The 14,282-nt window shown below is 60.5% G+C and carries 13 protein-coding genes; 7 read left to right on the top strand and 6 right to left on the bottom strand.

Annotation, left to right across the window (positions count from 1 at the left end):
• Window positions 1-8 precede the first annotated feature (8 nt).
• The 6 genes from MKI83_RS08570 to gltS all read left to right on the top strand — a co-directional run bounded on the left by MKI83_RS08570 (window position 9) and on the right by gltS (window position 5,958).
• On the top strand, window positions 9-665 hold the full coding sequence (locus tag MKI83_RS08570) for an SGNH/GDSL hydrolase family protein (RefSeq protein WP_241584921.1): 657 nt from the start codon (window positions 9-11) through the stop codon (window positions 663-665).
• 47 nt (window positions 666-712) lie between these two features.
• A complete protein-coding gene (locus MKI83_RS08565; protein WP_241584920.1) occupies window positions 713-1,375 on the top strand; it encodes an SGNH/GDSL hydrolase family protein in 663 nt (220 codons plus the stop codon).
• Entirely contained in the window at window positions 1,375-2,031 is a 657-nt protein-coding gene (locus MKI83_RS08560) for an alginate O-acetyltransferase AlgF (RefSeq protein WP_241584919.1), read from the top strand. Before MKI83_RS08565 ends, MKI83_RS08560 begins: the two co-directional genes overlap by 1 nt.
• Before the next feature lie 10 nt (window positions 2,032-2,041).
• Window positions 2,042-3,457 (top strand): MBOAT family O-acyltransferase, encoded by a 1,416-nt coding sequence (locus MKI83_RS08555; protein WP_241584918.1) that lies wholly within the window; start codon window positions 2,042-2,044, stop codon window positions 3,455-3,457.
• An 11-nt stretch (window positions 3,458-3,468) separates the two neighbouring features.
• Window positions 3,469-4,602 carry an alginate O-acetyltransferase AlgX-related protein gene (locus MKI83_RS08550; protein ID WP_241584917.1) on the top strand — a complete coding sequence of 378 codons (1,134 nt, stop codon included), beginning with the start codon at window positions 3,469-3,471 and terminating at the stop codon, window positions 4,600-4,602.
• 144 nt (window positions 4,603-4,746) lie between these two features.
• The gene (gene gltS / locus MKI83_RS08545; protein ID WP_241584916.1) at window positions 4,747-5,958 is read left to right on the top strand and encodes a sodium/glutamate symporter; all 1,212 of its coding nucleotides are present in this window, start codon (window positions 4,747-4,749) and stop codon (window positions 5,956-5,958) included.
• A gap of 8 nt (window positions 5,959-5,966) precedes the next feature.
• Here the strand turns inward: gltS and MKI83_RS08540 are convergent, their stop codons facing one another.
• The 4 genes from MKI83_RS08540 to MKI83_RS08525 form a co-directional block, all read right to left on the bottom strand.
• Window positions 5,967-6,938: a GGDEF domain-containing protein gene (locus MKI83_RS08540; protein ID WP_241584914.1), complete on the bottom strand. Its 972-nt coding sequence runs from the start codon at window positions 6,936-6,938 to the stop codon at window positions 5,967-5,969.
• Window positions 6,939-7,159: 221 nt separating this feature from the next.
• A complete protein-coding gene (gene gabT, locus MKI83_RS08535; RefSeq protein ID WP_241584912.1) occupies window positions 7,160-8,440 on the bottom strand; it encodes a 4-aminobutyrate--2-oxoglutarate transaminase in 1,281 nt (426 codons plus the stop codon).
• A gap of 258 nt (window positions 8,441-8,698) precedes the next feature.
• The gene (gene gabD, locus MKI83_RS08530) at window positions 8,699-10,156 is read right to left on the bottom strand and encodes an NADP-dependent succinate-semialdehyde dehydrogenase (protein WP_241584910.1); all 1,458 of its coding nucleotides are present in this window, start codon (window positions 10,154-10,156) and stop codon (window positions 8,699-8,701) included.
• A 203-nt stretch (window positions 10,157-10,359) separates the two neighbouring features.
• A complete protein-coding gene (locus MKI83_RS08525; protein WP_241584907.1) occupies window positions 10,360-11,364 on the bottom strand; it encodes an AraC family transcriptional regulator in 1,005 nt (334 codons plus the stop codon).
• Between the two features lie 137 nt (window positions 11,365-11,501).
• On the opposite strand from MKI83_RS08525, the gene MKI83_RS08520 reads away from it, so the two are divergent.
• Window positions 11,502-12,551, top strand: a complete 1,050-nt coding sequence (locus MKI83_RS08520; RefSeq protein WP_241584906.1) for a fatty acid desaturase — start codon at window positions 11,502-11,504, stop codon at window positions 12,549-12,551.
• A 43-nt stretch (window positions 12,552-12,594) separates the two neighbouring features.
• Here MKI83_RS08520 and MKI83_RS08515 read toward each other — a convergent pair whose 3' ends face one another.
• Both MKI83_RS08515 and MKI83_RS08510 read right to left on the bottom strand, forming a co-directional pair.
• Window positions 12,595-13,779 carry an acetyl-CoA C-acyltransferase gene (locus MKI83_RS08515; protein ID WP_241584905.1) on the bottom strand — a complete coding sequence of 395 codons (1,185 nt, stop codon included), beginning with the start codon at window positions 13,777-13,779 and terminating at the stop codon, window positions 12,595-12,597.
• Window positions 13,780-13,789: 10 nt separating this feature from the next.
• The gene (locus MKI83_RS08510; protein WP_074864143.1) at window positions 13,790-14,230 is read right to left on the bottom strand and encodes an acyl-CoA thioesterase; all 441 of its coding nucleotides are present in this window, start codon (window positions 14,228-14,230) and stop codon (window positions 13,790-13,792) included.
• Window positions 14,231-14,282 lie beyond the last annotated feature (52 nt).

Genomic DNA, 14,282 nt, shown 5'->3' with positions numbered 1-14,282 from the left:
GAACAGTAATGGCGTCGTCCCTTTTAGTTGGTTTATCGATCTTGGTGATCGGTGATAGCAATATGGCTCTTCCGGGTAGTTTGATTACCGGTTTGCACGATGATTTAACCCGCCGTGGTGCAGTGGTTCACTCCATTGGTATTTGTGGTGCTAATGCCGGTGATTGGTTGAAAGCTACGCCGGGTGGCTCTTGTGGCGCTGCCGAGCGCCGTGGCAAAGAGCCCGTTAAGAAGTTGCCGCCGAACGCAAAAACCACACCTATTAAAGAGCTGATTGCTAGGGACAAGCCAGATCTCGTAATGGTGGTAATGGGTGACACCATGGCCAGCTACGATAAGCCAACCTTGCCCAAAACCTGGATTTGGCAGCAAACCTCTAGCCTGACTAAAGCTATTGCTGAAACTAAAACTCAGTGTGCTTGGGTGGGACCAAACTGGGGCACTGAAGGTGGCAAATACGGCAAGACCTATATGAAAGCCAAGCAAATGGCGAGCTTCTTGTCGGCCAACGTAGCGCCGTGTGACTACATCAACTCATTGAAATTCTCTAAGCCGGGTCAATGGAAGACGCTCGATGGCACACATTTGACCCACGACGGCTACAAAGTCTGGGGCAAAGCCATCTCTAATGAATTAGAGAAAATTCGCAAAACCAAAGCTAATTAATGGCTTTGCTTTTTTCGCTTACATAATTCGTTAATTGGGAGTATCCGATGCCTGCCTCCGTTCTAGCCGGTTTGTCTTTGTTAGTGCTTGGCGAAAGCCATATGAGTCTGAATAACCACCTCACCCAGCCGCTTAATGCTGCGCTGGTGGAAAAGGGTGCCAATGTCTACTCCATTGGTGCCTGTGGTGCCAGCGCCGCCGATTGGCTGGTGACCAAGAAGGTCGACTGCGGCGCCGTGCAGAAGAACAAAGAGAAACTCAAACTCAGTGGCAGCAGCGCGACCACCACGCCGATCAAGCAGCTGATCGCCAAGCACAAGCCCGACGTGGTGGTGCTGGTGATCGGTGACACCATGGCCAGTTACGACAAGCCTGCCTTCCCCAAAGCGTGGGCATGGCAGAGCGTGACCAAGCTGACCAAAGAAATCGCCGCCACCGGTACTAAGTGTGTGTGGGTTGGTCCGGCTTGGGGTAAGGCCGGTGGCATGTACCACAAGAATGACCAGCGCACGGTGCTGATGTCTAAGTTCCTGACTTCAAACGTCTCGCCGTGCACTTACGTTGATTCGCTGAAGATGTCCAAGCCCGGTCAGTGGGTCACCACCGACGGCCAACACTTTACCGTGGCCGGCTACAAGGCGTGGGGCAAGGGCATTGCTGAGGCCATGAGCAAACTGCCGGCCAGCAGCCTGAAGAAAGGGGCTAAGTAATGAAGCGCGCATGCTGGGCAGCCCTGTTGGGTCTGCCGCTGCTGGCGCAAGCCGCAGAAATCCCGCTGTACCCTACAGGCCCGAGTGAAGATGCCGCCTTCTTGCGCTTCTTCAATGCTGGCGAGCAGCCGTTAGCGCTGAGCGCGGCCAATGGCGCCAGCCTGACCTTGGATGCCCAGCAGCGCGCCTCAGATTTTCTTACCGTGCCTGCCGGCAAGCCGATTCAAGGCACGCTCAAGCAAGGTGAGCAAAGCGCCGAGCTGGATGTGAGCGTCGAGCCGGGTGAATTCGCCACGGTGATTGGCCTGCCCAGCGCCGATGGCCTGACTCTGCACACCCTGCGCGAGCAGCCGGATGACTTCAACGCGCTGAAAGCCTCGCTGGCCTTCTACAACGCTGATGCCAGCTGTGCCGATGCCAGCCTGCAAGTGGCTGGTCGCGCTGTGGATATCTTCAAGGCGGTTGCGCATGGCGACGTGCAGCGTCGCTTTATCAACCCGCTAAAACTCAGCGTGCAACTGCAATGCGCAGGCACTGCCGCAGGCGCACCGTTAGAGCTGGGCCAGCTAGAAGCTGGGCAGCGCTACAGCGTGCTGCTGGTGCCGTCGGCCCAAGGCCCGCGCCTGTTTCAGGCCGTGGATAATTTAGCGAACTGATGCCGACGACATGGTCTTCACCTCCCTCGAGTTTTTAACGCTCTTTCTACCGCTGGTTCTGCTGATTTACGTGCTTTCGCCGACCTCTTGGCGCAATGGCGTATTGCTGATCGGCAGCTGGGTGTTTTTTGGCTGGCTCAGCCCGATGTTTATGCTGCTGCATACGGTGCTGACCGCGATCACCTGGGTGGGTGGTCTGCTGATCGACCGAGCGCCTGATGGCTCCAAGAGCCGGGTGCGCTGGTTGACGGCTATGATCGTGCTCAACGTACTGGTCTTGTGTTGGTACAAGTACGCCAACATCTTGGCCGCGACCCTCAATGAGGCGTTGATGTCGCAGGGCGCCATGCCGCTGGAGTGGCAGAAGGTGGCCTTGCCGGCGGGCTTGTCGTTCATCGTCCTGCAGGCGATTTCCTACTTGGTCGATGTCTATCGGCGTACCGTCAAGGTCGAGCGCAGCTTCGTCGACTATGCCACTTACCTGCTGATGTTTGGCCAGTCCATCGCGGGGCCGATCATTCGTTACAGCTGGGTGAGTGAGGAGCTGTCGCATCGGGGCTTAAGCTGGGGCAATTTCAGCCTAGGCGCTCGGCGTTTCATGATTGGTATGAGCATGAAGGTGCTGGTGGCCGATAGTCTGGCGCCGTTGGTCGATGCGGCGTTCGCGTTGCCCGAACCCAGTTTTGTCGATGCTTGGATCGGTTGTCTGGCGTACTCACTGCAGCTGTTCTTCGATTTCGCCGGCTACAGCGCCATGGCCATCGGGATTGGCTTGATGCTGGGCTTCCACTTTCCGGAGAACTTCAATCGGCCTTATCTGGCCAACAGCATTCAAGACTTCTGGCGCCGCTGGCACTTGTCGCTGTCCAGCTGGATTCGCGATTACTTGTACATCCCCTTCGGCGGTAATCGCGGCAGCAAATGGATGATCTACCGTAACCTGCTGCTGACCATGGCGATTGCCGGCCTGTGGCACGGTGGCGACAGCTGGAACTTCCTGCTCTGGGGCACGGCACACGGTGTAGCGCTGTGCGTGGCGCGTATCTGGGGCAACGCCGGATGGTTGCGCATTCCCACGGCGTTGTCGCACGTGCTGACGCTGCTGTTTGTCGCGCTGGCCTGGACGCTGTTCCGCGCGCCGGACTTTGCCACGGCGATGACCATGTACGCGGGGCAGTTTGGTCTGAATGCCTTTGCGCTGGGCGATGCTCTAGCGGCGACGCTGCGCCCAACCCATGCTATTGCTGCCTTGCTGGGCGTGTTCTGCGTGATTGCGCCGATCTATCAGCAGCGTGTCGAGACTCGCTACGGGCACAATGCGCTGTTCGTTGTGCTGGGCTCTGTGTGGCCGGTGCTGGGTTTCTTGCTGTCGTTCGCCTTGATCGCCAGCCGTGAAACCGTGCCCTTCTTGTACTTCCAGTTTTAAGGCCAGAAGCGATGACTGATACCCACAATTCAGCAGCCGAAGCTTTAACCGCCAAGCTCAGCCCCCTCGCGGGCATGGTCATGCTGGTCTTCTTCGTAGCGGGGTTGGCCTCGGTGATCTGGTCTGTAGTCAGCGGCAAAGTCGCTGTGCAGCCGACTGAGACGCTGACTAACGAGCAACTCTTTAATGGCGCGTATACCCACCGTATCGCCGATGAGCTGGCCAACGTGCCGTTTGCCAAGCAGGCTGCCAATCTAGAACGTGCCGCCAGTTGGCTGGCGATTGGCGACACCGGCACGCGGGTGCGCCCCGGCTGTGACGGCTGGCTGTTCTTGGCCGATGAAAACCGCATCCATCACCAAGCAGAGGCTAATGCCGCCGCCAAAGCGCAGAAAGTCACCGCCGTGCGCGATTGGCTGGCCAAGCGCAACATCAAGCTGCTGGTCGCTGTGGTGCCGGACAAAAGCCGTATCGCTAGCGAGCAGTTGTGCGGCTTAGCACGCTCGCCGCAATTGGCCGAGCGGGTTAATGAGTGGCAAGCCTTGTTGGCGGCGCAGAACATTCCCGTGCTGAACTTGGCGCAGGCGATGGCGCCGCTGGGTAGCGCGAGCTTTTTGCGCACCGACACCCATTGGAGCGAGCAGGGCGCCGAGGCGGCGGCCAGCGCCATTGCTGCCGGCATCCGCGCGCAGGGCATCAGTGCGACCCCCGCTCAGCAGCTCAAACGTGACGTGGGTGAAGCCCAGCTTTGGCATGGCGACTTAGTGCGTTTGGCGGGCCTCGATTGGTTGCCGGTAGCGTTGCGCCCTGCGGGTGAGCAGCTCGCGGCGTCGACGTTTACCGTGCAAGAGCAAGCCAGCGACGAGCTGAGTTTGGATGACCTGTTTGGCGACAGCCAGCTGCCCAACATTGCCTTGATTGGCACCTCGTTCCCGCGTAACTCCAACTTCGTGCGTTTACTGGAGCAAGCGCTGGGTGCCAGCATTGGTAACTTTGCCAAAGATGGCGGCGAGTTCTCCGGTGCGGCCAAGGCCTACTTTTCCGGTAAAGAGTTCAGCCACAGCCCGCCGCAGCTGGTGATTTGGGAGATTCCCGAGCGCGATCTGCAGTCGCCCTACGTGGATGACATCCTCCTCGCCGAATAAGCTCTGCGAGGTAGTTAATAAAGGCTGCGCTGGTTTAATCCCGCAGCCTTTTTTCTTGCCCTCTATCAACGTATGGGCAGAAACCCCGGGCCACTCAGGCAGCTCACGCTAAGCTAAAGGCTTTACCGCTTTTCAGGGGGCGCTATGCCAGAGCAGATCAATTTGGGCGGGGCCATGGGTTTGGCCTTGGCGATTATTGCCTTGTGGCTGGGCATGGCGGTGAATGCGCGGGTGGGCTTTTTAGAGCGCTATAACATCCCCGCGGCGGTCACTGGCGGCTTGTTGATTAGCTTGCTGGTCAGTGCGCTGCAAGGTGTGTTGGGTTTGCAGGTGACGTTTGATTTAGACCTGCGCGATTTATTGTTGATTGTGTTTTTTAGCACCATTGGCTTGTCTTCTCGGCTGCGGGCCTTGTTGGTCGGTGGGCGGGCGTTGGCCTTAATGCTGTTGCTGGCGGTGGTGTTTTTATTGCTGCAAAACACCGTGGGCGTCGCGTTTGCGTGGGTGTCTGATGCGCATCCGGCGTATGGCCTGATTGGCGGCAGTATTTCTTTGGTCGGCGGTCACGGCACCGCGCTGAGCTGGGGGCAGCTGTTTGTTGATGAGTTAGGCCTGCACGACGCCGCCACCTTCGGCATGGTGTTTGCCACGGCCGGCTTGATCAGCGGCGGCTTACTGGGCGGGCCGGTTGGCGCTTGGTTGATCAAGCGTTACCAACTCACCAGCCAAGAGCAAAGCGCTGATGTGGCGCACATTGAGGCGCAAGGCCAGCTGACCTATTTGATTAACGTGCCGGATTTTATGCGCGCGCTGTTTCTAGTCGCGCTGTGTTTTGGCGTGGGCGCGCAGGTTAACGATTGGCTCGCCAATTACGACGTGCGCTTACCCGGCTTTCTCACCGCCATGTTTATGGGGATTGTGCTGGCGAACGTACTGGATGCCACGGGCGTCCAACTCGATAGCCGGCCGATTAACTTGATGGGCGCGTTGAGTTTGCAGCTGTTTTTGGGCCTGTCGATGATCAGCATGCCGTTGTTAGAACTGCGCGGGGCGTTAGGTGTGGTGCTGGTGATTATGTTGCTACAAGCCGCACTCATCGTGTTGTTTACGGTGCTGGTGGTGTTCCGCTGTTTAGGCCGCGACTACGATGCGGCCTGCATCAGTGCCGGCTTTATCGGCATGGGGTTGGGCGCCACGCCGGTGGGTATCGCCAACATGAACGCGATCACCGACAAATTCGGCCCCAGTTCTAAGGCGTTTTTAGTGATTCCGCTGTTGGGCGCGTTTTTTATCGATATTGCCAATGCCAGCGTGGTGCAGTTTCTGCTTAGTTTGCCGTTGTTTCAGGCTGGTTAACGGCTACCTCAAAACAACTCGATGCTGCTGTTGGGGGCTTCTTGTGGTGCTGTGGTGTTGGGCTCATAGCGCACCACTTGGTTACGCCCCGCGTTTTTGGCGCGGTACAGCGCTTGATCAGCTTGTCCTAAGGCCGTGGCGGCGTTGCCTTGGGCATGCAGCGCGCAGTAGCCAATGCTGAGGGTGACTTGGCCGAGCTGCGGGAAACGGTACCGCTCGACGTCTTGGCGAAAGCGCTCCAGCGCGCCAAGCGCCCCGTCTTCGTCGACCTCGCTGAGCAGCACCACAAACTCTTCACCGCCGTAGCGGTACAGGCGGTCTTGATTACGAAAAGCGCCTTGCATCAGCTGGCTGACGGTGAGCAATACTTCGTCGCCAAACAAATGGCCAAACGTGTCGTTGACCTCTTTAAAGTGGTCGATATCCATCATTGCCAGCCAGTATTGCTCGGTATTGCCTTTGCTGCGCATCTGCCGATTAAGCAGTTGGTCGATGCCTTCTTCCAGTTGATGGCGATTGAGCAGGCCGGTTAAGCGGTCGCGGTTTTTCTCCCGCAACAGTTCGCTAAAGTTCTCCACGATGCGGATCAAACTGCCGATGAGCTTGCGTGCCGCTGGCGAGATTTTCGGTGTGTGCAGCACGAGCAAGGCATGGCTGGGCGTGAGTGTGTCGACCTTGCTTAAGGGGTGGATAAAGTACTCGCCGATCATGCCCGCCTTGCTGCAGTTCGGGTGCAGTTGAGCTTGCAGGTCAAAGAGCGGGTGCGCAGGCGTGAGTCTGGCACCGTTGTCACTGGCGAACTCGCCGTGGTGCAGTGCGCCGTATTCAATCAGCTCGTTATCGTGCCAGGCCAGCAGGTACAGGCTGTCGATGCTGGGGTAGATCTCCCCAAGGGTTTTTAGCAGTGCGGCTTCTACGGTATCGAGCGAGCGTAGGGCGGTGAGCTTTTCCAGCGCAGCAAGAAGAGGATCGTTAGGCATGCGGGCCTCACAGACTATCCCCGCAGAACTTCATCATGATGGCGGCGGGCTAGAGACCTGACTGATCAGGTGGCGAGTTATCGGGTTTGCAAGCCCCTCTTCCTGAGTGGGTTTGTTTAGCGTAGTCAAGAAAGGCAGGGCTGTCATGGCGTGTTGCCACTAGGTGACCAGCGCGCAGCGCGCGCTGGTCATGGTGCGGGAGTGGGACGGGGTTTGGCGCGTTAGGCCAGTTCGGCAAAGCACTCGGCGATGATGGCCATGCCGCGGTCGAGCAGCTCGTCGCTGGCGGTCAGTGGTACGAGAATACGCAGCACGTTGCCGTAGGTGCCGCACGACAGCAAGATCAAGCCCTTGTCGCGGGCGCGGGCTACGATTTTGCCGGTCAAGGCGGCATCGGGCTTGTGCACATCGCCGCCCTCAAACAACTCTACCGCGACCATGGCGCCTAAGCCGCGCACATCGCCAATGGCAGGGTGCTGGGCTTGGATGGCTTTGAAGCTGGCACTCAGGCGGTTGCCGACATCAATGCTGCGCTGTAGCAGGTTTTCTTCTTCAAACACGTCCATCACGGCCAATGCGGCGGCGCAGGCAATCGGGCTGCCGGCATAGGTGCCGCCCAAACCGCCGGGGGCGATAGCGTCCATGATCTCGGCCTTGCCGCACACGCCGGACACCGGAAAACCACCAGCAATCGACTTGGCAAAGGTAGTCAGGTCAGCTGCGACGCCCATTTGTTCCATCGCGAAGAAGGTGCCCGTGCGGCCTGCGCCGGTTTGCACTTCATCGGCGATCAGCATAATGCCGTGCTCGTCGCACAGCGCGCGCAGTTGCTTGAAGAAGTTTGCCGAGGCCACATAGAAACCGCCTTCGCCTTGCACCGGCTCAAGAATAATCGCGGCGATATCGCACGGTTCGGCATCGTTTTTAAAGATGCGTGCGATGCTCGCCATGGCCTCGTCGTCGCTGACGCCGTGCAGCTCGCAGGGGTACTGGGCGCGGAACACTGGGCCGGGCATCAAGCCCATGCCGGCCGAATAAGGCACTTTCTTGCCGGTCAGCGCTAAGGTGGCCATGGTGCGGCCGTGGTAGCCGCCGGTGAAGGCAATCACGCCTTCGCGGCCGGTGGCGGCGCGGGCGACTTTCACCGCGTTTTCTACCGCTTCGGCGCCGGTGGTGACCAGCAAGGTTTTCTTGGCGAAGTCGCCGGGCACCTTGGCGTTAATCTTTTCGCACAGTTCCACATACGGCTCGTAGGCCAGCACTTGGAAGCAAGTGTGGGTGACCTTTTTTAGCTGGGCTTCCACGGCGGCGATCACTTTGGCGTGCAGGTGGCCGGTATTGAGTACCGCGATGCCGCCGGCGAAGTCGATAAATTCGCGGCCTTCAACGTCCCACACGGTGGCGTTCTCGGCGCGATCGACGAAGATCGGGTGAATCTGTCCTACGCCACGCGGCACGGCGGCGTTGCGCCGTTGCATCAGCTGCTCATTGTTTTGGCTCATGGTGTTCCTCATGCTCAAGCTTGCCGTGCGGCACGGCAGAGTTAATAAAGCAGCGCAGCGGCCGGAGTGGCCGACACAGCCGCTGCGCAAAACGGTGACTGCATAGTGCAGCGATTAGGGAGGCGCTGATTTAATTGGCGAACGGTTCAAGCGCAAGGCGTACGGAGCACAGCAACCGAGACATACCGCTTGGTAAGCGAGGTTGCGAGCACCGCACAACGCAGTGATTGAGCCGTGCAGACATTAAATCAGTGCCTCCTAGATGCCCATGCACAGGTATTTCAGTTCCAAATACTCTTCAATGCCGTGGCGCGAGCCTTCGCGGCCTAAGCCTGAGCTCTTCATGCCGCCAAACGGGGCTAACTCGGTGGAAATCAAACCGGTGTTGATGCCCACCATGCCGTATTCCAAGGCCTCGGCGACGCGGAACACGCGGCCTAAGTCGCGGGCATAAAAGTACGCGGCTAGGCCAAACTCGGTGTCGTTGCTCTGCGCGATCACATCGGCTTCGTCGCTAAAGCGGAAGATCGGCGCTAGCGGGCCAAAGGTTTCTTCGCGGGCCACGGCCATCTCGCGGGTGACGCCGGTGACAATGGTGGGCTCGAAGAAGGTGCCGCCTAAAGCGTGCGGCTTGCCGCCGGCGATCACCTTGCCGCCTTTGCTCACGGCGTCGTCGAGGTGACGCTGCACTTTGGCCACGGCGTTGGCGTCGATCAGCGGGCCGGTGGTCACACCGTCGTCCAAGCCATTACCCACCTTGAGCTTGGCCACGGCGGCGCTGAGTTTGGCGACAAAGGCGTCGTACACGCTGTCTTGCACGTATAGGCGGTTGGCGCAGACGCAGGTTTGCCCGGCGTTGCGGTATTTGCTGATCATCGCGCCTTCAACGGCGGCATCCAGATCGGCGTCGTCAAACACAATAAACGGTGCGTTACCGCCCAGTTCCAGCGACAGCTTTTTAATGCTCGGCGCGCATTGCTCCATCAGCTTGACGCCCACGGCGGTGGAGCCGGTGAACGACAACTTACGCACGATCGGGTTGCTGCACAGCTCGCCGCCGACGGCCCGTGAGGCATCCACATCGGCGGTGATCACGCTGAATAAGCCGTGCGGCAGGCCGGCACGCTCGGCCAGCTCGGCCAAGGCGAGGGCCGAGAACGGCGTTTGCGGTGCAGGCTTGAGCACCATGGCGCAACCGGCCGCCAGTGCTGGCGCGGCTTTGCGGGTGATCATCGCCGAGGGAAAGTTCCACGGAGTGATGGCTGCCGCCACGCCAATTGGCTCGCGCTGCACGATGATGCGCTTGTCCGGCTGATGGCCAGGAATGGTCTCGCCGTACACGCGCTTGGCTTCTTCGGCGAACCACTCAATAAACGAGGCGGCGTAAGCGATTTCGCCACGCGCTTCGGCCAGTGGTTTGCCTTGCTCGCAGGTCATGATGCGGGCGAGGTCTTCTTGATGCAGCATCAGCAGCTCAAACCACTTGTGCAGCAGCTTGGCACGCTCTTTGGCGGTGCGTGCACGCCAGTCTTTTTGCGCGGCGGCGGCCGCTTCGATAGCGCGGCGGGTTTCCGCGGCGCCCATGTTCGGCACGCTGCCGAGCAGCTCGCCGTTGGCGGGATTACGGATTTCATAGCGCGCGCCGTGATCGGCCTCGCACCAGTGGCCATCGACATAGGCCTGCTGGCGGAACAGGCTGGCGTCTTGCAATTCCATCGGTCATCTCCTGACGGTTGCTCAAGATGAACAACGCTAGTGTTCAAAAAGTCAAACAAATCGTAGGCGTAGCCGCTGCGTTCGGCAATAGTCTGTTCAACAAAAACAACAAAATAGATCGAAAGCATGAGCCGTGTTTGCTGCGCTGGCGGCGCGGTTTGGCGTTTCGCGTGGTATTTGCTCGGCGTTCGATATCGTGAACGTTAGCTGCCGTGGCGGGCGCGCCATTGGCTGGGGCTACAACCCAGCCAACGGCGAAACGCGCGGCTAAAGCTGCTGCTGTCGGCAAAACCGAGCAGATAGGCCACCTCGCCGATCGACAAACGCGGGTCGACCAAGTGCTCGCAGGCTAAGCGCTGGCGGATGCCGGCCAGCAGTTGCTCGAAGCTGCGCTGCTCGTCGTGTAAATGGCGCTGCAGGCTGCGCAGGCTCACGCACAGGCGTTCGGCAATGCGCTCGGCGCTGGGTTCGCCGGCGGCTAAATGCTGGCTGATTTGCGCTTCGACACGTTGGCTCCACGGGCGTTGCAGCAGCGCCAGTTCGCGCTCCAGTAGCGCTTCGTTGTGGGCGGCCAGTTGCGGGTGGCCGTCGGCCAGCGGGCGCAGTAAGTCGGCGCGGGCGAAACGCAGGCCGTCGATAGCAGCGGCAAACTGCACCGGTGCGCGAAAGGTGTTGTGCCACGGGCTTGGGTCGCTGGGGGCTGGGCGCCGCAGCAGCACCGCTTGCGGGGCGTAGTCGCGGCCTAAACGTTGGCGGCAGGTGCGCACGTAAATGGCCAGAAAGGCATCCACCGCCGCCGGGTGTGGGGCGGCGCTGTCGCTCGGCTGGCGCAGGCTGAGCAGATAGCTGTCGCCCTCGGCTTGCAGGGTGGGCGCCAAGGCATCGGTCACCACTTGGTAATAGCGGGTGATGCGCTGGAACACGTGCAGCAGGTTGTCGCTGGCGACAATCGCCAAGCCCAGCGCATGAAAGGTGGTGGGCCAGACAAACCGTGAGGTATCCAGCCCTAATGCGGGGTTGCCGCTGTGCTGCACGGCGAGCGTCCAGAGCCGGCTGGTGGCCGACAGCGGCAGGCGACAGGGCGCTTGTGCGGCGCTGGGCAGTTGCACTCCGGCGGCGCGGCACAGGGCTTGGCTATCTAGCCCGAGGCTATCGAGCTGGCGGCACAGAGCGCCGGTCCAGCTACTTAATGTGGTGGGTTCGCGCATGGTTGGCGTCCTCGAACAACAGCTTGGCGTGTGCTGACAGGCAGGTGCACGGTAAACCGCGCACAGTGAGGGTGAGTGAAGCTGTCAGACCACCGCGCTGTGCCCAAGCGGGCCAGCCGAGCCAAGAGGATGTCTTGATGTCGCAACAAAATACAAGCGCGCTGTCGGCGGCGGCGCGCGCCGAACATATCCGCTCGGTGGTGCTCGCCGAAGGCCAAGCGCTGCGTGCGCGTTATCCGCTGTTGCAGCGACAGAACCTGCTCGGCGCGCTGATTTTGACCTTTGCCTTGCTCGGCATGCTCGGCAGCGCTTGGTTGTATATCGAGGGCGTTCTGGCGTGGTGGGCTTGCCTGCTGCTCAATGCTTGGTTTGCCTCGCTGACTCACGAGTTGGAGCACGACCTGATCCACAGCATGTATTTTCGTAAGCAGCCGCTGGCGCATAACGCAATGATGTTGCTGGTCTGGCTGGCAAGGCCGAGCACGATTAACCCCTGGGTGCGCCGTGGCTTGCACCTTAATCACCATAAAACCTCGGGTAGCGAGGCCGACTTGGAAGAACGCGCCATCACCAATGGCGAGCCATGGGGCTGGGTGCGCTTGCTGATGGTGGGCGACAACATGATGGCGGCCTTGATTCGCCTGCTGCGCGCGCCCAGTTGGGCGCGTAAGCGTTATATCGCTGGGCGCACGCTGGCGGTGTATGCGCCACTGGGTTTGCTCAACTGGGGGGTGTGGTACGCGTTTTTGCTCGGCCACGGTGCGCAACTGCTGGCGCAGCTGTGGGGTCAGCCGGTGTTGTGGAGCAGCAGCGCGGCGGCTTGGTTGCCGGCGCTGGATATCGCTGTGGTGGTGTGGGTGGGGCCCAACGTGCTGCGCACCTTCTGCCTGCATTTTGTCAGCTCGAACATGCACTACTACGGCGACGTTGAGCCGGGCAATGTGATCCAGCAAACCCAAGTGCTTAACCCTTGGTGGTTGTGGCCGTTGCAGGCGTTTTGCTGCAATTTTGGCAGCACCCATGCGATCCACCATTTCGTGGTGAAAGAACCGTTTTATATCCGCCAACTCACCGCCCGCACGGCGCACCGGGTGATGCGTGAGATGGGCGTGCGCTTCAATGACTTGGGCACCTTCCGCCGCGCCAACCGCTGGCAGGCCGATTACCGTCCGGCTGTCGCCGAATAGCTAGCAAGCTACCCGGCGCGGTGAGCCCGCGCCGGGCAAAGGGTTACGGCACTTCGAACAGGCCCGCCGCGCCCATGCCGCCGCCGACGCACATGGTGATCACCACGTACTTCACGCCACGGCGTTTGCCTTCCAGCAGGGCATGGCCAACCATGCGCGCGCCGCTCATGCCGTAGGGATGGCCGATGGCGATGGCGCCGCCGTTGACGTTGAGCTTGGCTGGGTCGATGCCGAGTTTTTGCGCGCTGTACAGCACTTGGCAGGCGAAGGCTTCGTTGAGCTCCCACAGGCCGATATCGTCCACGGTCAGGCCGTGTTGCTTGAGCAGCTTGGGCACCGCGAACACTGGGCCAATGCCCATTTCTTCGGGAGCTAGGCCAGCCACGGCAATGCCGCGATACAGGCCCAGCGGCTGGATACCGCGCTGCGCGGCCAAGCTGCCGCTCATCAGTACGCTGGCGCTGGCGCCGTCGGACAGCTGACTGGCGTTGCCTGCGGTGATGCAGCCACCGTCGATCACCGGCTTGAGGTTCTGCAAGTCGGTCAGCACGGTTTGCGGGCGATTGCCTTCGTCTTGGCTGAGGGTGACGTCTTGGTAGCTGACGGCACCGGTTTCCTTGTCGACCAGCTTTTTGCGTGCGGTGACCGGGACGATTTCGCCCTCGAACAAGCCAGCAGCCTGCGCGGCGGCGGTGCGCTGCTGCGACAGTAAGCCGTACTCATCCTGCGCCTCGCGGCTGATGCCGTAGCGCTTGGCGACGATTTCGGCGGTTTGCAGCATCGGCATGTACGCATGCTCGGCCATCTTGACCACATTGGCATCGGCCTCGGCGGCGGTCCACTTCATGTGGGTGTTCTGCACCAGGCTGATCTGCTCCTGCCCGGCACCCACGGTGACTTGCATGCCATCGACCATGATCTGCTTGGCGGCGATGGAAATCGCCATCAGCCCCGAGGCGCACTGGCGGTCGATGGTCTGCCCGCTCACCGACAGCGGCAAGCCCGCAGCCAGCAGCGACAGGCGTGCCAGGTTGGTGGAGGCGGTGCCGCCTTGCATGGCGGTGCCCATGATCACGTCTTCGATCTCGGCGGCGTCGATGCCGGCGCGCGCGACCGCCGCTTGTAGGGCAATGGCGGCCATGGATGGCGATTTGAGGTCGTTAAACGCGCCGCGAAACGCCTTGGCGATGGGCGTGCGGGCGGTGGAAACAATCACAGCATCTTGCATGGCAAGCTCCTTACGGGGTGGTGCGCTGCAGGCGACTAAGCGCTTCGCGCAGCGCCGGGGGGATAGACACTGGGCGGTTGCTCGCCCGATCGACAAACACATGGACAAACTGCCCGGCGGCGCAGGCCTGCGCTTGGCCGTGCTTGAAGATGGCCAGCGCGTAGTGCACCGAGCTGTTGCCCAACTTGGCGACCCGCAGCCCCACTTCGATGCGCTCGGGGAAGGCCACTGGGGCGAAGTAGTCGCACGCCGAACTGACCACAAAACCGACCACGCTGCCGTGGTGGATATCCAGCCCGCCGTGCTCGATCAGGTAGGTGTTCACCGCGCTGTCGAAGTAGCTGTAATAGACAACGTTGTTCACGTGGCCGTAGATATCGTTGTCGTGCCAGCGCGTGGTGATTGGCTGGAAGTGGGCGTAGTCGGCGCGCAGGTGCTCAGCGTGGCTCATGCTTTTTTCTCGTCTTACCTGCCCAGCAGCCTAGAGGCTAGGCGTTGGGCGC

This window comes from Atopomonas sediminilitoris, assembly GCF_022601735.1.
Lineage (GTDB): Bacteria > Pseudomonadota > Gammaproteobacteria > Pseudomonadales > Pseudomonadaceae > Atopomonas > Atopomonas sediminilitoris.
This window is presented reverse-complemented; position numbering and strand designations above follow the sequence as displayed.

Excerpts from the sequence above, each read along its gene's own strand:
- MKI83_RS08570 (WP_241584921.1), top strand. The coding sequence starts at position 9 with ATGGCGTCGTCCCTTTTAGTTGGTTTATCGATCTTGGTGATCGGTGAT.
- MKI83_RS08565 (WP_241584920.1), top strand. The coding sequence starts at position 713 with ATGCCTGCCTCCGTTCTAGCCGGTTTGTCTTTGTTAGTGCTTGGCGAA.
- MKI83_RS08560 (WP_241584919.1), top strand. The coding sequence starts at position 1,375 with ATGAAGCGCGCATGCTGGGCAGCCCTGTTGGGTCTGCCGCTGCTGGCG.
- MKI83_RS08555 (WP_241584918.1), top strand. The coding sequence starts at position 2,042 with ATGGTCTTCACCTCCCTCGAGTTTTTAACGCTCTTTCTACCGCTGGTT.
- MKI83_RS08550 (WP_241584917.1), top strand. The coding sequence starts at position 3,469 with ATGACTGATACCCACAATTCAGCAGCCGAAGCTTTAACCGCCAAGCTC.
- gltS (WP_241584916.1), top strand. The coding sequence starts at position 4,747 with ATGCCAGAGCAGATCAATTTGGGCGGGGCCATGGGTTTGGCCTTGGCG.
- MKI83_RS08540 (WP_241584914.1), bottom strand. The coding sequence starts at position 6,938 with ATGCCTAACGATCCTCTTCTTGCTGCGCTGGAAAAGCTCACCGCCCTA.
- gabT (WP_241584912.1), bottom strand. The coding sequence starts at position 8,440 with ATGAGCCAAAACAATGAGCAGCTGATGCAACGGCGCAACGCCGCCGTG.
- gabD (WP_241584910.1), bottom strand. The coding sequence starts at position 10,156 with ATGGAATTGCAAGACGCCAGCCTGTTCCGCCAGCAGGCCTATGTCGAT.
- MKI83_RS08525 (WP_241584907.1), bottom strand. The coding sequence starts at position 11,364 with ATGCGCGAACCCACCACATTAAGTAGCTGGACCGGCGCTCTGTGCCGC.
- MKI83_RS08520 (WP_241584906.1), top strand. The coding sequence starts at position 11,502 with ATGTCGCAACAAAATACAAGCGCGCTGTCGGCGGCGGCGCGCGCCGAA.
- MKI83_RS08515 (WP_241584905.1), bottom strand. The coding sequence starts at position 13,779 with ATGCAAGATGCTGTGATTGTTTCCACCGCCCGCACGCCCATCGCCAAG.
- MKI83_RS08510 (WP_074864143.1), bottom strand. The coding sequence starts at position 14,230 with ATGAGCCACGCTGAGCACCTGCGCGCCGACTACGCCCACTTCCAGCCA.